At 36.5% G+C, this 19,431-nt stretch carries 19 protein-coding genes and 1 pseudogene; 12 read left to right on the top strand and 8 right to left on the bottom strand.

The window, feature by feature from the left end:
* Positions 1-25: 25 nt before the first annotated feature.
* Positions 26-397: pseudogene (locus HMPREF2810_RS01790) on the bottom strand (transcriptional regulator); the annotation flags it as partial.
* 561 nt (positions 398-958) lie between these two features.
* Positions 959-2,878, bottom strand: a complete 1,920-nt coding sequence (locus HMPREF2810_RS01785; RefSeq protein WP_002419927.1) for a PfkB family carbohydrate kinase — start codon at positions 2,876-2,878, stop codon at positions 959-961.
* A gap of 146 nt (positions 2,879-3,024) precedes the next feature.
* On the opposite strand from HMPREF2810_RS01785, the gene rihC reads away from it, so the two are divergent.
* Genes rihC through HMPREF2810_RS01770 form a run of 3 tightly spaced genes read left to right on the top strand, consistent with a single transcriptional unit; the run spans position 3,025 to position 5,868 of the window.
* Complete coding sequence (rihC, locus tag HMPREF2810_RS01780) at positions 3,025-3,978, top strand: ribonucleoside hydrolase RihC (protein WP_002383111.1); 954 nt, start codon at positions 3,025-3,027, stop codon at positions 3,976-3,978.
* A 16-nt stretch (positions 3,979-3,994) separates the two neighbouring features.
* Positions 3,995-5,368 (top strand): C4-dicarboxylate transporter DcuC, encoded by a 1,374-nt coding sequence (gene dcuC / locus HMPREF2810_RS01775; RefSeq protein WP_002419926.1) that lies wholly within the window; start codon positions 3,995-3,997, stop codon positions 5,366-5,368.
* A gap of 11 nt (positions 5,369-5,379) precedes the next feature.
* A complete protein-coding gene (locus HMPREF2810_RS01770; RefSeq protein WP_002407510.1) occupies positions 5,380-5,868 on the top strand; it encodes a GNAT family N-acetyltransferase in 489 nt (162 codons plus the stop codon).
* A gap of 78 nt (positions 5,869-5,946) precedes the next feature.
* Here HMPREF2810_RS01770 and HMPREF2810_RS01765 read toward each other — a convergent pair whose 3' ends face one another.
* Positions 5,947-6,975 carry a lactonase family protein gene (locus HMPREF2810_RS01765; protein WP_002366856.1) on the bottom strand — a complete coding sequence of 343 codons (1,029 nt, stop codon included), beginning with the start codon at positions 6,973-6,975 and terminating at the stop codon, positions 5,947-5,949.
* A 191-nt stretch (positions 6,976-7,166) separates the two neighbouring features.
* On the opposite strand from HMPREF2810_RS01765, the gene clpX reads away from it, so the two are divergent.
* Positions 7,167-8,420 carry an ATP-dependent Clp protease ATP-binding subunit ClpX gene (gene clpX / locus HMPREF2810_RS01760; protein WP_002357154.1) on the top strand — a complete coding sequence of 418 codons (1,254 nt, stop codon included), beginning with the start codon at positions 7,167-7,169 and terminating at the stop codon, positions 8,418-8,420.
* A 97-nt stretch (positions 8,421-8,517) separates the two neighbouring features.
* Entirely contained in the window at positions 8,518-9,099 is a 582-nt protein-coding gene (gene yihA / locus HMPREF2810_RS01755; protein WP_002357155.1) for a ribosome biogenesis GTP-binding protein YihA/YsxC, read from the top strand.
* Positions 9,100-9,115: 16 nt separating this feature from the next.
* Here yihA and HMPREF2810_RS01750 read toward each other — a convergent pair whose 3' ends face one another.
* Positions 9,116-9,268 (bottom strand): SPJ_0845 family protein, encoded by a 153-nt coding sequence (locus HMPREF2810_RS01750; protein ID WP_002362024.1) that lies wholly within the window; start codon positions 9,266-9,268, stop codon positions 9,116-9,118.
* Between the two features lie 177 nt (positions 9,269-9,445).
* On the opposite strand from HMPREF2810_RS01750, the gene yidD reads away from it, so the two are divergent.
* Together yidD and HMPREF2810_RS01740 are read left to right on the top strand one after the other, a co-directional pair.
* A complete protein-coding gene (gene yidD, locus HMPREF2810_RS01745) occupies positions 9,446-9,748 on the top strand; it encodes a membrane protein insertion efficiency factor YidD (protein WP_002357157.1) in 303 nt (100 codons plus the stop codon).
* Between the two features lie 2 nt (positions 9,749-9,750).
* Entirely contained in the window at positions 9,751-10,632 is an 882-nt protein-coding gene (locus HMPREF2810_RS01740; RefSeq protein WP_002365792.1) for an ROK family protein, read from the top strand.
* A 40-nt stretch (positions 10,633-10,672) separates the two neighbouring features.
* Here HMPREF2810_RS01740 and HMPREF2810_RS01735 read toward each other — a convergent pair whose 3' ends face one another.
* Positions 10,673-11,284 (bottom strand): FUSC family protein, encoded by a 612-nt coding sequence (locus tag HMPREF2810_RS01735; protein ID WP_002366855.1) that lies wholly within the window; start codon positions 11,282-11,284, stop codon positions 10,673-10,675.
* A 102-nt stretch (positions 11,285-11,386) separates the two neighbouring features.
* Here HMPREF2810_RS01735 and HMPREF2810_RS01730 point away from each other — a divergent pair, with 102 nt between their 5' ends.
* The 5 genes from HMPREF2810_RS01730 (at position 11,387) to HMPREF2810_RS01710 (ending at position 16,271) form a co-directional block, all read left to right on the top strand.
* Positions 11,387-12,346, top strand: coding sequence for an aromatic acid exporter family protein (locus HMPREF2810_RS01730; RefSeq protein WP_002419923.1), 960 nt, complete (start codon positions 11,387-11,389; stop codon positions 12,344-12,346).
* A 117-nt stretch (positions 12,347-12,463) separates the two neighbouring features.
* Positions 12,464-13,417: a hypothetical protein gene (locus tag HMPREF2810_RS01725; RefSeq protein ID WP_002360064.1), complete on the top strand. Its 954-nt coding sequence runs from the start codon at positions 12,464-12,466 to the stop codon at positions 13,415-13,417.
* Positions 13,418-13,571: 154 nt separating this feature from the next.
* A complete protein-coding gene (gene murC, locus HMPREF2810_RS01720) occupies positions 13,572-14,909 on the top strand; it encodes a UDP-N-acetylmuramate--L-alanine ligase (RefSeq protein ID WP_010715304.1) in 1,338 nt (445 codons plus the stop codon).
* A gap of 197 nt (positions 14,910-15,106) precedes the next feature.
* On the top strand, positions 15,107-15,592 hold the full coding sequence (locus tag HMPREF2810_RS01715; protein ID WP_002357164.1) for a MaoC/PaaZ C-terminal domain-containing protein: 486 nt from the start codon (positions 15,107-15,109) through the stop codon (positions 15,590-15,592).
* Entirely contained in the window at positions 15,585-16,271 is a 687-nt protein-coding gene (locus tag HMPREF2810_RS01710; protein ID WP_002364139.1) for a Bax inhibitor-1/YccA family protein, read from the top strand. The genes HMPREF2810_RS01715 and HMPREF2810_RS01710 overlap by 8 nt, the downstream gene beginning before the upstream one ends.
* Positions 16,272-16,316: 45 nt before the next feature.
* On the opposite strand, the gene HMPREF2810_RS01705 is transcribed toward HMPREF2810_RS01710, so the two are convergent.
* The 3 genes from HMPREF2810_RS01705 to HMPREF2810_RS01695 form a co-directional block, all read right to left on the bottom strand.
* Positions 16,317-18,119, bottom strand: coding sequence for a glycerophosphoryl diester phosphodiesterase membrane domain-containing protein (locus tag HMPREF2810_RS01705; protein WP_002364138.1), 1,803 nt, complete (start codon positions 18,117-18,119; stop codon positions 16,317-16,319).
* A gap of 100 nt (positions 18,120-18,219) precedes the next feature.
* On the bottom strand, positions 18,220-18,828 hold the full coding sequence (locus HMPREF2810_RS01700) for a TVP38/TMEM64 family protein (protein WP_002383106.1): 609 nt from the start codon (positions 18,826-18,828) through the stop codon (positions 18,220-18,222).
* A gap of 221 nt (positions 18,829-19,049) precedes the next feature.
* Entirely contained in the window at positions 19,050-19,424 is a 375-nt protein-coding gene (locus HMPREF2810_RS01695; RefSeq protein ID WP_002419919.1) for a VOC family protein, read from the bottom strand.
* Positions 19,425-19,431: the final 7 nt, after the last annotated feature.

Genomic DNA, 19,431 nt, shown 5'->3' with positions numbered 1-19,431 from the left:
AATTTATTTACACAAAATTATTGACGCTCCCTTTCCAGACAGAATTGTTTTCTTTTTTGATAATTGCTTGGAAAAGAATAAAGTCAGTAGAATTTAAACAATAATAGTTAAACAATAAGAAATAATGAGAAAGAAAATCATTTTCAGACGTATGTAACGAAATTTTTCCATGATTTATTTGGATTTTTAAGGTACTTTCATTAATTTCGGCTAAGTCTTCTTGGATTTCATGAAGATAGATTGATAAATTTTTATTGGACAAATCGAATGTTTTTGCAACGCTAGACAAATTAAGATTGGTTTGTTTAGCCAAATATAAAAAAACAGCCAACTTTTTTTGTGTTTTTTTTGACAGTAGATATTTTTTTATAGCATCCTGGGTTTTTATAGGACTCACTCCTTAAAAATAATTTCTCTTTTATTATAAAAGTTATTAAATAAAAAAGTAATAAAAATGCTTAATACTTGTAGTACTAAGACAAAGGTCTGTCATTTAATAACCAGGCGCTCACTAAATTTTTTTAATAGATGAGTAACCTAATGTATAGAAATTGATAACACTGGAGATTAATACCGTAAAAGTGGTTCTGTATATTTGTAAAATAAAAACGAGCCTGGGAAAAAATCCAAAGTGATTTTTTTCCCAGGCTTAAAAACTGATAAGCGGTGGGGACAGAAGTACTTACGACGAAGATTGCTCTATGATTACTCGTCGCAATTAGGACTTTGAGAGGCAAGGATCGAATCACATCAATCTCTACATGAAAATTACTAAGAATTGAGTTATTTCACTGCAAAAAAGGAACAGTTGAAAGCAATGTATTTACATGGGGAAAGAATGGGCCTGCCCAAATTAAAGAACACTAGGCTTTTTCAATTCTAGTATGTTTCATGCGAATTTTTGGAAATTCCTTCTTATTTGTTTTTTTCATGGAATCAGTTGTCTCTGTTGAGCCTTTTAGAAATCTGTCCTGACCTCGTTACGATGAGCAAAGAGAGCGGGTTCTTTTTTTATCAAATAATTTTCCAAAGTAACGTGATCAACTAAAGAATCAATCACCCCTTCTTTAGAAACTGAAAATCCTGCAGCCTGAATTGCTATTTGAATGGATGCTTCAGTCGGATAACCTTTCGAAAGATAGGAGGCGAGCGCACTGATAAAGCTGTCACTGGCACCAGTGCTATCCACAGCTATATTTTCTGTTGCAGGGAAATAGTGGCACACTTGGGGTGTTTTTAATAACACGCCTTTTTTTCCTAAAGTAACAATGACATTTTTTACGCCCATTTCTAAGAAGTACGCCGCTTTCTCTTCTAATGTACCAGTATCTGGTTGAAGTTCCAATAATTCATCTTCATTGGGAATGAAAAAATCAACCTTTTCTAGTATATTCACTGGAATATGATGAATAGCAGCTGGTTTTAAAATAATCGGTACCCCTGAATGTTGGGCGATTTCACAAGCTTTCTCTACAGCAGACAAAGGAATTTCTGTTTGAATGAGACAAAAACTGGCATCCATAAATAGGTGTTTTTGCTGTGCGATTTTTTTAGGCGTAAGCGCTGTGTTTGCACCAGGTAAGATTGAAATCATGGAGTCGCCGCTTGTCTCAACATAAATATAAGCTTGACCAGTCTCAGTATCTTGAATACGTGTGATACCATCTGTCGTAACGTGGTATTTTTCTAATTCTTTATATAAGTAATTCGCATCTGTGTCTGAGCCTAAACAACCAATTAAGGTGGCCTGATGGCCCAGTTTGGTTAATCCAACAGCTTGATTTAATCCTTTTCCGCCGGGGAATTTAGCATAGCTAGACAGAAAATTTGTTTTGCCGTTATGTGGTAAATTTGTTGAATACAGATAATTATCAACGTTTAAACTACCCACTACAATCATTTTGCTATGTGGATTAACACTAGACACGCCTAATGTATTTTTGTGATCTAGCACCAATTTTTCAGCCTCATTAATCAAGGCTGTTTTTTCTTTGCGTTTGTTAAGCAATAACAAGGCTAACTGGCTGCCAAACGTCTCTGTATCTAACAAGACGGAAGAAATATGATCAGGTAAAAATGAACGATCAATTTTTCGCTTAATTGCGAGTAAAGAGTAATTATCGGGGGTTCGTAAACCGCTCTGCTTTAAAAGCTGTTCCAAAAAAACAGCCTGGGTATAGTCATCGGTAAGGATACCCGTAATCCCATCTGTGATAAGCTGATTACTGAAATCAGCAGGGATAGTAGTTAAAATATTTTCTTTACTAAAGGGTAAATTGACATCAAACAAGGCTTTTTTATAGCCTGCAATAATTGCTTCTTTATATTTTGGGTTAGTGACGAAATAACTAATTTTTTTATGGTTATTCTGTAATAATTCTTGGGTTAAAACATAACTAGCTTCTTCATAAAGCCCCGCTAGAGAAGGCAATTCGTTAGTTGAGTGATTGACGAAATAGTAAGGGATCGTTAATTCTTCTATAAATTTCGCGTATTGTTTACTGTTTTCATTGATTGGGTCCCAAATAATGCCACTGGCTTGTTTTAAAGTTGGCGAGGTAATATTTTTCAGTTCTTGTTCTAAACTACCGTGACTATTTAAAATCAAGCAGCTATAGCCATTTTCTTGAGCTTTATCAATAAAGCTCGTAACCCAAGCCTCAAAAGTTTCATGGCTATTTAATAATAACACGAAGGTTTTTGTAGTACTATTTGTGACGAGATTTGCTGAGTAAGGTGTGTAGTTGTAATCTCGAACGATTTTTAAGACACGCTCACGGGTTTCTTTACTAATAGTTTGATCTTTATTATTTATAATTTTGGATACAGTTGAAGCGGAAACGCCAGCTAATTTTGCAATATCTTTAATATTCATCATTTTCGTCCTTTCACTGAACTCTTTTTTATAGTAAGCATTCTAAAAGCAGAAAGTCAAGAAAAAGCCTAATTATTTATTATTTAGAAATTCTGCTTGACTTTTAATGAAAGCGCTGTTAATCTCAAATTAAGAAAACGTTTCCGGAAATGTTTTTCCTGAATGTGAATGGAGGAAGAAAAATGGATACAAAGAAAAGACCGATCATTATTGATACGGACCCAGGAATTGATGATGCTGTAGCTTTAGCGATTGCACTGAATCATCCTAACCTAGAAGTTCGCTTAATAACGACGGTTGCAGGGAATGTAGATGTAGAAAAAACAACAAATAATGCTTTGAAACTTGTCGATTTTTTTGGGAAAAAGGTTCCTGTAGCCAAGGGGTGTAATTGTCCGTTACTTATTCAATTGGAAGATTCTGCTGAGATTCATGGGGAGACTGGCATGGATGGCTTTGAGTTTCCGCAACCTATCTCTACGTGTTTAGATATTCATGCAGTGGAAGCTATGCGAAAAGAAATTTTGTCTAGTGATGTTCCTTTGACCATTGTTCCAATTGCTGCATTAACGAATATTGCTTTGTTACTGACCCTCTATCCAGAAGTCAAAGAAAATATTGCAGAAATCGTCATGATGGGTGGCTCATTAGCAAGGGGAAATACAAATACAAGTGCCGAATTTAATACGTATGTCGATCCACACGCTGCACAAATTGTTTTCCAATCAGGTGTCCCGCTAACAATGGTAGGATTAGATGTTACAAGTCAAGCTGTGTTAACGAATCATGAAGTAACAGCCATCAGAGCGCTTGGAAGAGTGGGGGAAATGTTTTATGGTCTTTTCCGTCATTATAGAGGCGGCAGTTTAACTACAGGTTTGAAAATGCATGATGTCTGCGCGATTGCCTATTTAACTTCACCAGAATTATTTGAGACAACTGAAACGTTCATTGAAGTTGCTTTGGAAGGTCCAGCTGCGGGAGCTACTGTTGCAGATTTAAAAATGAAGTATCATAAAAACACGAATGCCGTTGCCTGTATAGATGTAAATGTTGAAGCTTTTCAAAAATGGGTTGTCGAAAAAATGAAAGCGGTTAATTAACTGAAGGAGGATAAGTATGATTGAAAGTTTATTGGTATTGGTCGTTTTAGTTGCTGTAGCCTATTTGATTGTAAAAAATTATCATCCCGCACTCAGTTTAATTATTGGTGCGCTTGTTCTACTTGCCTGTGCATGGATGTTAGGACATCCTATTTATCCTGCAGGAGAAGGAACCGGTTTTGGATTATTTGATATTTTCTTGAAGTTTAAAGATACAATTATTGCACAAGTGAGTTCAGCAGGAATTGTAATTATGATTCTTTTTGGTTATTCAGGCTATATGAATGCAATCGGGGCCAATCAGATGGCTGTCAACTTTTTGGTGAAACCATTAATGAAGATTAAACGTAAATCGTTATTTGTCCCTGTGGTCTTTTTAATTGGAAATTTAATGTCACTAGTAGTTCCTAGTGCATCAAGCTTAGCGATTATTTTAATGTCTATATTATATCCGATGCTAGCCAGCATGGGGATTTCATCATTAACTGCTGCAGGTGTGATTGCAATGACGGCAACTATCATGCCAACACCTTTAGGCGCGGATAACGTAATCGCCGCAAATACCCTTGGTTATGATGTGTTAAATTATGTTGTATGGAATGCCAAAATTTCGCTGCCATCGTTATTAATCATTGCGGTTGCACAGTACTTCTGGCAAAAATACTGCGATAAAAAAGAAGGTGAGGCTGCCTATGTCTCATTAAATGAAGAAGGCTTAAGCAAACAAAAAGAATTTGATGTTCCTAAATTTTATGCAATATTGCCAATATTACCGCTATTATTAATTGTTGGAGTGGGAATCGCAGGAATGTTTGTCAAAGGAATAACGATGGATATTTTTGTTCTTACATTTATTTCTTTCTTCATTGCGGTATTGGTTGAGACGCTTCGCTTGAAATCTTTTAAAAAGGTTCAAGATACGGCTGTCGAGATGTTTAAAGGAATGGGGCAAGGGTTTAGTCAAGTCGTGATGCTTGTCGTAGGCGGTTCATTATTCACGTCTGCGATTCAAACGTTAGGAATTATTGATAGTATTATGGCATCTGTCGAAGCGTCAAGTTCAGCAGGAATCGTTACGACCTTAATTTTCAGCGGTGCAACGACCCTTTTTGGAATTTTAAGCGGTGGTGGACTGGCAATGTTTTATGCGGTTATCGAACTAATCCCTGGGATTGCCGAAAAAGCTGGGATTGATGGTATTTTAATTTCCTTGCCAATGCAGATGATCGCGAATTTAACTAGAACGATTTCTCCTGTAGCAGCAGTTGTCATGATTGTCGCATCAACAGTAGGAGTTAGTCCCATCAGAATTTTAAAACGGACGAGTGTACCGACCATCATTGGCATTATTAGTGTGATTGTCTTGTCGATTCTATTGTTACCTTATTAAGAGAATACACAATGAAAATTAGAGTGGCTGATGAGAAAGAGTTACCGATGATTCTTCAATTTTTAACAGAAGTAAAGGCATACATGGACGTTGTGGGCATTACACAGTGGACAAAGGACTATCCTTCTCAAGGAGATATCCAAGAAGACATTACAAAAAAACGATTGTATTTGTTAGTGCACGAAGAAATGATTTTTTCAATGGCAACGTTCTGTATGGAGCAGGAACAAGACTTTGTTTGGCTAAAGCGCTTTGCAACTTCGCCTAATTATATTGCCAAGGGTTATGGCAGTTTATTGTTCCATGAATTGGAGAAACGGGCAGTCTGGGAAGGAAGACGTAAAATGTATGCTCAAACTAATCATACAAACCATAGAATGATTCGATTTTTCGAAAGTAAAGGGTTCACAAAAATTCATGAATCTTTACAAATGAATCGCTTAGACTTTGGCTCTTTTTATCTATACGTTAAAGAATTAGAGAAACAATCCATCGTTTAAAATAAGAAAACAGGAGTCAGATGCAAAAATTATTTAGCATCTGACTCCTGTTATTTTCCAAGGAAATAGTCAACTTAATTATACAAATAAAACACAAACACATTCGGGAACGGCAACATCTTTTTGAATCATTTCTAATAAGCCAGTTTCTTGGTTCCGACGATAAAGTGTTAAATTATCAGAGTCTTGATTAGCGACAACAACGAAATCTTCAGAAGGATCTAAATCGAAATCTCTTGGAATATCGCCTTCTGTTGAAATTAATTGAATTCGTTCAATCGCTTCGCCGTTTTCTGAAACAGCATAGACAGCAATCGAGTTATGGCCACGGTTTGAAGCATAAAGGAAACGGCCATCAGAAGAAATACGAATTGCAGCACCACCATTAAACGCATCATAATCAGCAGGTAAAGTAGAAACTTTTTGTAATTCAGTGAAAGAACCATCTGTTTCATCATATGAAAGAACTGAGACAGTGCTATCTAATTCACCAAATAGATAAGCCAATGATTTTGTTGGGTGGAACACTAAATGACGTGGACCAGTCCCTGGCTCAGTCACGAATTGAGCGATTTCAGAAAGCTTTCCATCTAAGCTAACATTATACGTATACACACGATCGGTTCCTAGATCACAGACGACTAAGCGTTGATCAGGTGTTAAATCTGTGTAATGAACATGGGCATTGTTTTGGTTTTCATGAGGACCAGTTGGCTCTGTATGAATCACTTTGTCAGCATCTTCCAAAGAACCATCTTCTAAGATACGATACACGTGAACGATACCTTGGTGATAATTTGCTGCATAGACAAGTTGTCGGTTTTCGTCAACAGCTACATAACATGGTGGCGCACCTTCCTCAGTTACTTTATTCAATAAGTTAAAATGGTCCATTTCTGGTTGATAAGCGGCAGTGCCACCTTCACCGTCAACACTAGTGACGCTAAAAAGTTCGCCCTTTTGACTCAGAGCAAGATAGGTAGGACTCGTTTCTTCTAACAAAAGTGTCGCTTCTGTTAAACGACCTTGTGTCGTATCTAATGCAATTTTATAAATGCCTTGGCTGGCTCTTCGAGTATAGGTACCTAGTAAAATTTGTTCTAACATCACAATTCCTCCAATTTGTTTCAACACAATCACTTTTTATGAAAGTGCTTTTATATAATGTAGTATACCATAAGAAGTCTAAGAACAATAAAACTTTCTATCTGAGATGTTCGCATTTTAAAGTGGTTTGTGCTATTATGATGAGAGACTGTGATGACAGTCATTTTTTGATTTTTAGAGGGGTGACGAACATGTACGACAATACGGATAATAACGGGACCGTTCGTTGTTCATTTTGTGGGAAAACACAAGAAGAAGTAAAAAAAATTGTTGCTGGTCCGGGTGTCTATATTTGTAATGAATGTATTGATCTATGTAAAGAGATTATTGATGAAGAATTTTATGATGAAGCAGTCCGAGAATTAACGGATGTGCCAAAACCCCAAGAAATTTTAAATGTTTTAAATGAATATGTTATTGGACAAGAACGTGCAAAACGCACACTTTCTGTTGCTGTTTACAATCACTATAAACGTGTGAATCAATCAGAAACAGCTGCAACTCAAGATGACGTTGAATTGCAAAAAAGTAACATTTGTTTAATTGGACCAACAGGTTCAGGTAAAACTTTCTTGGCTCAAACGTTAGCAAAAACATTAAATGTACCTTTTGCGATCGCTGATGCGACCAGTTTAACAGAAGCAGGTTATGTAGGGGAAGATGTTGAAAATATCCTTTTAAAATTACTACAATCTGCTGACTATAATGTTGAACGTGCGGAAAAGGGCATTATCTATATTGATGAGATTGATAAAATTGCCCGTAAGAGTGAAAATGTTTCGATTACTCGAGATGTTTCAGGTGAGGGTGTTCAACAAGCCTTACTAAAAATTCTTGAAGGAACAGTTGCAAGTGTACCACCACAAGGGGGCCGCAAACATCCACATCAAGAATTTATCCAAATTGACACAACGAATGTTCTCTTCATCGTTGGTGGAGCATTTGATGGAATTGAAACTATTGTTAAAAACCGCTTAGGCGAAAAAACTATTGGTTTTGGTAAAACTAATTCTGCTTTAAATGAAGAAGAAAGCATCATGCAACATATTATTCCAGAAGATTTATTGAAATTTGGTTTAATTCCAGAATTTATTGGACGCTTACCTGTAATGGCTGCGCTTGATAAATTAACGAATGATGATTTAGTTCGAATTTTAACAGAACCGAAGAATGCCTTGGTGAAACAATATCAAAAATTATTGTCTCTTGATGACACTAAATTAGAATTTGAACCAGAAGCATTAAAAGCCATCGCAGCCAAAGCTATTGAACGTAATACTGGCGCACGCGGACTTCGTTCAATCATTGAAGAAATTATGATGGACGTAATGTTTGATGTTCCTTCAGATGAAAGTATTGAAAAAGTTATCATTACTAAAATGGCAGCTGAAGGTACCGGTAAACCAACAATTATTTATAACAAAAAAGATAAAGAAGCTGTATAAGATTGAAGCTGAAAACAGCTCTTTCGGCGGATCTCCGAAAGAGCTGTTTTTGTTAAGCTTTTGAATGAAAGACTGAATAGAAGAACGGAGGAAAACAATGAACGTACATAATGCAGAAATCGTGATTAGTGCGGTATCCCCTAAACAATATCCTGAATCTCAGTTACCGGAGATTGCTTTAGCTGGACGTTCGAACGTTGGGAAATCATCTTTTATTAATACCTTGATTAATCGTAAAAATTTAGCAAGAACTTCAGGCAAACCTGGTAAAACGCAAACGCTAAACTTTTATTTAATTGAGGATGCCTTACATTTTGTGGATGTTCCTGGCTATGGTTATGCCAAAGTTTCTAAAACAGAACGTGCGAAGTGGGGAAAAATGATTGAAACGTATATCACGCAACGTGAGCAATTACGTGCAGTCGTTTCTTTAATTGATTTACGTCATCCGCCGACCCAAGATGATATCCAAATGTATGAATTTTTGAAATACTATGATTTGCCAGTTATTATTGTGGCAACTAAGGCAGACAAAATTCCGCGGGGCAAATGGAACAAACACGAGAGTGTCATCAAAAAAGCCTTGAATTTTGATAAACAAGATGACTTTATTATTTTCTCTTCTGAAACAAAAGAAGGAAAAGAAGCAGCTTGGACAGCAATTGAAAAGTTTCTATAGAAAAAAACAAGCAAAATTACTCTTTTGCTTGTTTTTTTGCTTCTTCTTTTTTTGCTTCTTGTCGTTGTTTTGCCAGTTCTTCAAGAGGGACTTCTTTCTTTAATGGATCAACGGCGAAAGAATCGAAGAGTTTATCTAAGTCATTGGAACGTTCAAATTTTAATCCCATTTACTAAGCCTCCATTCCTTTTTTTATAGTGTAGCACGTTTTTTTTCATTTGGATAGCAACAGAAATGTAAGAATTCGTAATAGGTGCACCTGGTGTGATTTCTCGTAACTAGGACTTGCCAAACATGAAAAAACAAGCTATTCTTTAGTAAGAATTAGTTAGAAAGAAGGCACTTTATGAAAAATCCGTTAATCGGCGGTGTTCGTTTTTATCAACGATTTATTTCTCCAGGATTGCCTGCACGTTGTCGCTATTACCCAACGTGTTCACAATATATGATTGATGCAATTCATACACATGGAAGTGTCAAAGGAACAACGATGGGAGTAGCACGGATTTTACGATGTCATCCTTTTGTTAAAGGCGGCATTGACTATGTTCCATTGAAATTTCGCTTGACGAAAAATCCTGATGAGACCTATCATGGACCGTATACGTATCGAAGAAATAAGAAAACAGAAGTAGAAAAGGATGGATAAATATGGCAATTTTAGCATTTGATCTTGGCGGTTCTTCCGTGAAATACGGCGTTTGGACAGGCAAAGAATTAACAAATCAAGGGAGCTTTCCAACACCTGGCTCTTGGGAAGAAATGAAAGCGCATTTATATTCGGTTTATGCAGACAAAAGAAATGAGTCGATTAGTGGTGTTGCTTTTAGTTCACCTGGAGTAGTTGACGAAAAAAGTCAACAGATTTTAGGGATTTCCGCCATTCCATATATTCATCATTTTAACATTTATGAAGAATTAGAAGCGTTGTTTGGGTTACCAGTGACTATCGAAAATGATGCGAATTGTGCTGGTTTAGCTGAGATATATGAAGGCGCGGCGAAAGGGAAAAAAGAAGTGCTTTTTGTCGTTATTGGGACAGGAATTGGCGGAGCGATTTTTCGCAATGGCGAATTGTACAAAGGTGCTCATTTATATGGAGGCGAGTTTGGACTGAACTTTTTAAGTAATGGCCAAACATTCAGTGAAATTGGCACAGCTGTCAAAATGGCTCAGCGTTATTGTGAACGAATTGGAGTCGAAAAACAGGCGGTGACAGGAGAAGAAGTTTTTGAACTGGCACAACGAGGGGATGAGGTTGCTCGCGAAGAAGTCAATAATTTTTATGATTATTTAACACAAGGATTATTCGGATTACAGTTTTCTTATGATCCTGAAATGATTGTACTTGGAGGCGGTGTTTCTGCTAAAGAAGGCTTATTAGCAGAGATTAATCGCCGGATGCTAACGCATTTACAGACCTTTGAATTAAAAGATTTTGTTCCAGAAATCGTGACCTGCCATTATCAAAATGATGCCAACTTGATTGGCGCAGCCGCCAACTTTCAAGCAAAAACGAATTGGGAACTATAAAGAAACAGCCGATTGTTCTTCTCTTCAATCGGCTGTTTCTTTATTTATTTGCCTTGTCGTCAGTGTTTTCTTCTGCAGCAATCCGCGCTTGAACTTGTTGGCGTAAAGCTTCTAGTTCTTTTTCCTTCTTTTCTAATTCAGCTAAATCTTCAGAAATTTCATGGGCTTCTTCTGCTGGCTTAGGTTGTAAAAAGACGTTTAAACCAATCGCTATAAAGGTCCCAATGAATGTATCCAACACACGTTCCATTGCATATTGAAAGGAATCGCTTTGCGGAATACTTAAAGAAATCATTAAAAGTGTCGCAGTTGCAGAAATGATTCCAGCATTGTTATTAATCCCATCAGAAACAACGATGACGATAATGACTAAAAGTGGTAGTAGCATTAATTCTACTAAGTTTTGATTAGGAAAATAATCTTGTGCTAATACATAAAGCAAAGCTAAAAAGCCACCCAATGTGTTTCCAATAATGCGCGATTTTCCAAAAGACAAACTGGTATTTAAATCTTGTCTTAGCGAAAAAACAGCTGCTAAACAGGCAATCATAGGTGAGCCACGATGGAAAAATTGAAATAAAAGAATACACAGCATGACAGCAATTGCTGTTTTTAACGTTCGCATGCCTAAACGAAATCGACCCACTATCATAAATATTCGCTCCTAAATAACTTTTCTCTTTAATGATAACCGAAATAGAGGTAAAATTACTAGAGAAAAGTGAAGAATTATTATTTTTTAAGGGGAGTATGCATGAAAATTGGTTTACGAACAGTCAAGACAGCCATTAGCGCTGCATTAGCAATGATTATTGCGGAAAAACTGGGATTACTTTATGCCCCTTCGGCAGGGATTATTTCAGTTTTAAGTGTTACTAGCACGAAAAAAACATCTGTCATGACAGGAATTTATCGTTTGTTATCCTTAGCTTTAGCAACTATTTTAGCGTATATTTGTTTTACTTTTTTAGGTTTTACAGCGATTGCTTTTGGTATTTTTTTGTTATTATTTATTCCAGCAGCTGTGTATTTTCAATTATCTGATGGGATTGTTGTGAGTTCCGTTTTGGTAACTCATTATTTAGTCGAAAAAAATCTTTCTTGGGCGATTATTGGAAATGAGTTTTTATTAATGAGTATTGGTGTGGGACTAGCGTTATTAGCTAATTCTTATATGCCTGATACAGAAAAACGTTTAAGAGAAGACCAAGAAGTCATTGAAACAATGTTTCGTAAAATTTTAAGGGAAATGGCGCTACATTTAAACAACGCTGCAGGAGAGCGAAATTTGGTCATGTATTGTGCAGATTTAAAAACCTTTATTCGCACAGGCGAGACGTGGGCCAAAAATCATGCCGAGAATCAATTGCTGTCTACCAATACGTACTATTTAGAGTACTTTGCGATGAGAAAAATGCAAAGTAATATTCTAAAAAACATGTTGGAATTATTAGAAGATATTACTGTTGATGCGCAACAAGTTCGCTATATTCAACAATTGTTGGAATATACGGCAGAAACATTTGCAGAGAATAATGATGGACAAGAAATTATGAATCGAATTAAGAACGTTTATGAAACCTATCGCACAAAACCATTGCCGCAAACAAGAAATGAATTTGAAAATCGGGCGCGGCTCTTTCAGTTTTTACAATTATTTCAGTCGTTCATCCAAATCAAAGCGGACTTTGCCAAATTACAACTAGATAAATAAACAGAAAAAGAAACCTTTTTAAACAGAGGTTTCTTTTTTGTTCTCTTAAAAATTCAGGCAAGTTCTTTAGTATTCATTGAGAATGTGTTAAACTAATGAGAAAGAAAAATAAAAGGAATGACCGCAATGGATAATGCTCAAGTGAAGAGAAAACATTTCCGTTTTCCAGCTTATGATGATGAACAGGGCGTAAAATTACCAACAGATAATGAACGTAACTTATTTCAAGATGATCTGATTGGTAAAGCAATGTCTGGTAGCAGAAGAACTGCAACATCTGCCGAAGATACTAGACAAAGCACACCATCCGTCCAACAACCAACAACGAATCAATCAACTACAAATAAACAAACACAACAATTAACGGCAGCACAACAAGAGCAATTAGCACGTCATCGTTCTAATTTGCCAGACTATACAAAACATGCTAGTAAAGCAACGAAAAATAAACAAGCAACGAAAAAAAATAATAGCCTTTTTGGGACACCAAAAGGAAATGGCTGGACACAAACGTATAAAAAAAAAGAAGTCGTAGCGAAACCAAGTAGACCTGCCGCATCACCATTAGTGCAAAAAACGACACCTTCTTATTTTGTTCCTAAATATATCCCGGCTTCTGTGATTCCTGAGGAACAGGAACCTAGTTTTACTGAAGAAGAGTTGCTAAAAGCAATGAAAAAAGATCGTCGTTCATATGTCATTCTTGATGATGAACCAACGGCTTTTCAAGTGAAAGATACGGAAGAAGATCCAACGGTGCGGAAATTTAATATTCCAACCTCAGAACCTGAGATTCCTTTAACTAGACGACAATATCAACAAATCAAACCAGACTTAGAACGTTTTGGCGAAGATGCGTTAGATTTACGTTCGCGTTCCCGTTTGAATGCCGCAAAGAAAAATGCTAAAAGTCAAACTGCTTATGGGAAAAAATTAGCTAAAGCGAATGCTCAAGTGGAGCCGGAAGCACCTGTGACAGAAGAGAAGAAAAAGGGCATCTTGGATAAACCATTAAGTGGGATGCTAGAAGATTCAAGTTCTGTATTAGAAAACAGTAAATATTTTAGTTAAGAGATGAAACTTGCATGTGGATTTGAAACATGTAAGTTTTTTATTCTGTTTTAATAGTTGATTATTTTTTTGTTTTATACGATAATGAATCTCGTATGATTGAAATTTTTTTAAAAAAGGTATGTTTTATATAGTGACAGAGAAGAGGATTATAATGGGAAATCAAGAGAACAAATTATACCATTTTGTCGGAATTAAAGGTTCTGGCATGAGCTCATTAGCGTTGGTCTTACACCAAAAAGGCTACAACGTTCAAGGATCAGACGTAGAAGAGTATTTCTTTACACAACGGGATCTTGAAAAATCAGGTGTCCCTATTTTACCATTTAATGCAGATAATATTGATAAAGACATGATTGTTATTGCTGGAAATGCTTTTCCAGATACCCATGAGGAAATCGCCCGCGCCATCGAATTAGGCGCAAAAGTAATTCGTTACCACGATTTCATTGCTCGTTTTATCGAACCCTATACAAGCATTGCTGTAACAGGATCACATGGGAAAACAAGTACGACTGGTTTGCTAGCACATGTATTAAGTGGTATCAATCCAACTAGTTATTTAATAGGTGATGGCACTGGCCACGGCGAACCAGATGCTGATTTCTTTGCATTTGAAGCGTGTGAGTATCGCCGTCATTTCTTGGCTTATTCACCAGATTATGCGATTATGACGAATATCGATTTTGATCATCCAGATTACTACAAGAGCATTGAGGACGTTTTTTCAGCGTTCCAAACAATGGCTCATCAAGTCAAAAAAGGAATTTTTGCTTATGGTGATGATAAGTATCTTCGTCAGTTAGAATCAGAAGTGCCAGTTTATTATTATGGCGTCAGTGAAGAGGATGATATCCAAGCACGAAATATTCAACGAACAACGGAAGGCTCATCTTTTGATGTTTATCACAAGGATGATTTTGTAGGTCATTTTGTCTTACCAGCATTTGGCCATCACAATATCATGAATGCGCTAGGTGTGATTGCTGTGGCTTATTTTGAAAAACTTGATATGCAAAAAGTCGCAGAAGAAATGCTAAGTTTTAAAGGTGTGAAACGTCGTTTTAGTGAGAAAAAAGTCAGTGACATGATTATTGTTGATGATTATGCACACCATCCAGCTGAAATTAAAGCAACGATTGATGGCGCTCGTCAAAAATATCCTGATAAAGAAATTATTGCTGTCTTCCAGCCGCATACATTTACACGAACAATTGCCTTAATGGATGAATTTGCTGAAGCACTGGATTTAGCAGATGAAGTATTCTTATGTAATATTTTTGGCTCTGCGCGTGAAACACAAGGCGAGGTACGCATTGAAGATTTAGGTGAAAAAATTCAAAAAGGTGGACAAGTAATTACCGAAGATAATGTGTCGCCTTTACTAGATTTTGAAAATGCAGTGGTGGTCTTTATGGGTGCTGGCGACGTTCAGAAATTTGAACAAGCTTACGAAACATTACTAAGTAACACAACTAGAAACGTTTTATAAGAGAACATAAATAAAATCGGGACAGGGGTATCTGGCTTCAAAAAATAAGAAGCTGCTCCTGTTCCGTTGTTTGTTTTTAAAATCTAGCATGGCAGATAAGTTGGTTTTGTTTAAACATCCTTTAAAGACTACTTTTTAACTTGCCTTTTAAGTACATTTTGGTACAATTATCTTATCAATAACGGAGGTGTACTAATTTGAATATCGGAAAACCGAGAAAATTAGGCAAAACCATCGAAGATATCGAAGAGGGAGATTCGTTGTCCTTGACAGAGTCAATTGAAGACAAGGACTTATTACTTTACTTGGGCTTGACCAATGATGCGAATCCTTTATATATCCAACATGATTATGCCCAAAAAACAGAATATGAAAAACCAATCGTACCATCAATTATGCTGATGGGAATTATCACTAGTGCGATTTCAAAACATTTGCCAGGACCAGGTTCCCATGTTGTGAATTTCTCTGTGAACTTTGTGGAACCCGTTTTTCATTACGAAACATTGACTTTCCAATTAGAAGTAATCAAAGTCGACAAAATGAAAGATGTGATTACCATTTCAGTTGAGGCTGTTAATGAGCAAGAAAATCGCGTGTTAGATGCAGTGGTGATGGTTCAACCACCCCAAGTGACGATTGATGAATTAACAGAGAAAGAAGGGACTTTAACTTATGAATAATCAAGAGTATATCCAAACTGGCACAGGTTTGAATAAATTTTATGCCAAAATTTACGGATTTTTAGCGTTAGGAATTGGTATTAGCGCAATCATGGCTTATGCAATGACAACTGTCTTTTTACCTGTTCTAGCTACTTTATTCCAATCAAGCTTAGCTTTTTGGATGATTTGGCTTGTTGAAATTGGCTTAGTTTTATATCTAGGCGCAAAAGCACAGAAGAATCCAACCATTGCGATTGCAGGATTTGTTGCGTATGCATTATTAAATGGTGTCACTTTATCCGTGACGTTATTAATGTATACTGGTGGAACAGTGGCCGGCGCATTTTTAAGTGCAGCAGCTACCTTTGGCGCGATGTCATTAGTAGGTGTCTTTACGAAGAAAGACCTATCAGCAGTTGGTCATGCCGCTTATAGTGCCTTAATCGGAATTATCATTGCGATGTTGCTAAATATGTTCCTTTTACACAGTAGTGCTGTAGAATTCTTTATTTCCATTTTAATGGTCCTAATTTTCTCAGGGATTACTGCTTATGATAACCAACGTATACGCCAAGTCTATGCGCAAACAGGTGATCAAGCAGGTACTGGGATGGCCGTTTTCTTCGCATTACAATTATACCTTGACTTCATCAACTTATTCTTAGCTTTCTTAAGAATTTTTGGTAAAAACAACTAACATGAACGTAAAAGAGCCAATCTGCTCAGCAGATTGGCTCTTTTTTTAACCCATTCCAATAGCGAAATTCAACAGTTTATCGGAGTACGTTGGATTTTCTAAATCGGTTTTCATTGTTTCGTTCAGTAGACTGAGCTGATCGGTAATGATGCCATCGACGCCATAAAAAATCATTCGCGTCATAACATCTTCATCATTTGCTGTCCAAGCATAAACCTTTTTCCCATCATGATGAGCGGCATTTACAAAGTTACGATTCATTGTACTGTATTCCATAGTAAAAAAGTCAACTGGCATTTTAGGTGGTCCCACAATGTTAAAAGGAATAACGTAGCCTACATAAAAGCGTGGTTCTTCTTTCTTTAAGGCCATCGCCGTATCATAGGTTAAGGTATGAAGGATATGACCGTTTTCTAAAATATTTTCACGGTATTGTTTGACAAAGCGCTGCACTAAATCAGGGCTATCTTGAGGCGTGGTTTTGATTTCAATTAATAAACGTTGTTTTAATTGATTGGCTTTGGCTAAATAATCATCGAAAGAAACCATTTTAGCAGTTTGACCATTTTCTGTGACATTCATATTCGTTAATTCTTTAAGTGTTAATTGATTCGGTCGTTTATTAACGCCCGTTAACGCCCGTAAATTAAAATCGTGCATGACAATAAATTGATGGTCTTTGGTTTCTTGAATATCCATTTCAACATAATCAGGTTTTGCCTTATTGGTCTCGATCAGAGAGTCCAAGGTGTTTTGAACGCCATTGTTACCATTAACACCACGATGGGAGATGGTAACTGGTTTTCGGTCAGGTGTATGACTTAGGTAATTCGTATTATAGGTGCCTACACCAATTCCGAAGATGATTGCAATCAAACAAAAAAGAACGACTCTGAAGGTGGTCCATTCTACCCGAACCTCTGATTTCGGAGTGAACCATTCTGGCGTGTCAGGCAAAATCCCTTCATCTTCCATATCATCAACAATAATGTAAAAAATAGCAACACTAGACAACACCAAGTTTAAGAGCATCATAACCTGAAGGAGTGTCATAGCGATGACAGCGCTGGGTAAAGACCACTCAGGTTTAAACGTTTCGACGGCGGTTTGACCTAAAAATATCAAGAAATAGCCAGCCGTAAAAATCCCTAAAACAGTTCCTCCAATGATAATAAATTGCCCTAAAATCTGGAAAAAGCGTCGCTTTGTAATTTGCCAACTACGTTTCAAAGACTCACGAAAACCAACATCACGTAAAATCAACTCTGGAAGGGCAAAAGCAAGTCGAATCGCTAAATATAAGATAATCAGTTCTAACAATACGAAACCAATAATAATAATGACGCGATTTGCAAAAATAAAATCTAAGATAAAGGCTGGAATCTTAACTCTTGTTAATAAATAAGAGCGGAAGGTTAACCCACTTAATGGTAAAATCAAAAAGAAATATGCCAGGAAAAACAGAAAGGTAATTCCTCGAACTTTTTTGATCTGAAGCAAGGTGCCGTGCAATAATTGCGTTAGAGTAATTGGTTGCTTTTTCTTAATAAAATAAACACTAAGCAATAAAAAGGTAAATTCAAAAAAGAGCGCCAGTAAAATTAATAGCCCAATTAGTAGAAAAGTCAAAAGGACATAGGGATGTTGCGTAGCAATTGCCCCTAAGTTATCGTAGGAAATATAATCAATCCCACCTTCTTTGAGTACCAATTTGGACAAACTTGTCAATAAAGGCAATAGAACGAATAACATAAATCCGTGCATCAAGAGCACGTCGCGAAAATACGCCGTTGTTCCTTTAAGAAAATCTAGCGTATTCACAATACTATTTTTAAAATAACTAAACATCAAAAGTCCCCCAGTTTCTACCAAAATTCCATAATAAAAGGACTAAATCAAACTGACACAGGCAGAGTTTTGATTTAGTCCGTTCGCTTTTTTATTTATTTTACATTCCCAGTAAGCTAGTTAAAAATGTACCGCCATAAATTAACGCAAGACTATATAAATAGATAGAAGCAGGTTTTGCTAGTAAAATAATCAGAGTAAATTTTTTCACAGACATTTTTGTTAAACCGGCCATTAAACAAAGCGCATCATCCGGTGCAATCGGGAAGAAAATTGCTAAAGCAAACAATCGTTCAAAACGTTTTTCATTGTCTAACCAACCGATATACTTGTTATATGTTTTATCACTGACAAGGCTCATAATGAATGGTTTCCCATAATTACGACCTAATAAGAAAATGATAATAGAGCCAAGTGCAATACCAACGTAATTATAGACGAAGCCCATTGTTGGCCCGAAAATCAAGACCCCTGCAGCACAGCTAACACCACCAGGAATAATCGGAATAACCACTTGAATAATCTGAATTAACATGAAAATAATCGGACCGAGAATGACAGATTGCCCTACTAGTCCTCTTAGTGCATTGATGTCCTTGAAGACACCTAATCGGATAAAATAGATGGTTGCAATTATGGTTGCAACAATGCCCAAAATGGAAATAATATTAACAATTTTTCTAGATAGGGTAACACTCACATTTCTCATCTCCTTTAGTTATACTCATCGTACTTTTAGTATATAACTTTTTATCAATAAAAAACATCGTTTGTTCTTTCTGCAAACGAACAAAGTTGTAAGATACGCATCATTTGATAAGTTTATTATACAAAAAAAGAGACAGAAAAGACATCCTACTTAAGACCCATTCTGCACTGATCTTTCGAAAGAGAGTTGAAGAAACGAAAGTGGCACATCTTTTAGTAATATTATAGAGGGGCAAAGAGTGAAATTAAATTTGCATCTACGTCTTTAATGATTGCGTATCGTTGGCCCCAAGGTGCATTCCAAGGTTCTTTAAAAACAATGTAACCAGCTTGGCTCATTTTTTTCACGGTGCTATCAACTTCTGCGGCCGTTTCACAAAGAAAAGCAAGTTCGATTTTATCGCCTTGCTGACTAGGCGCAAACCCATAGACGCCAGTAATCATTTGTAGTGAATTTAAAGAAATCCTGACGCCATTGTTTTGTAATTCTGTGTAATCGGGCGAAGCTTCTCCCAGCACGTTAAAACCTAGCGTTTGGTAAAAAGAGAGTGCTTGTGTCATATCGTTGACGATAATACCGACCATATCTAACTTCATCCTCATA

Origin of the sequence: Enterococcus sp. HMSC078F03, from assembly GCF_001811595.1 — a bacterium.
GTDB lineage: Bacteria > Bacillota > Bacilli > Lactobacillales > Enterococcaceae > Enterococcus > Enterococcus faecalis.
Note: the sequence above shows the minus strand (reverse complement) of the source record. Positions and strands in the feature narration are given on the sequence as shown.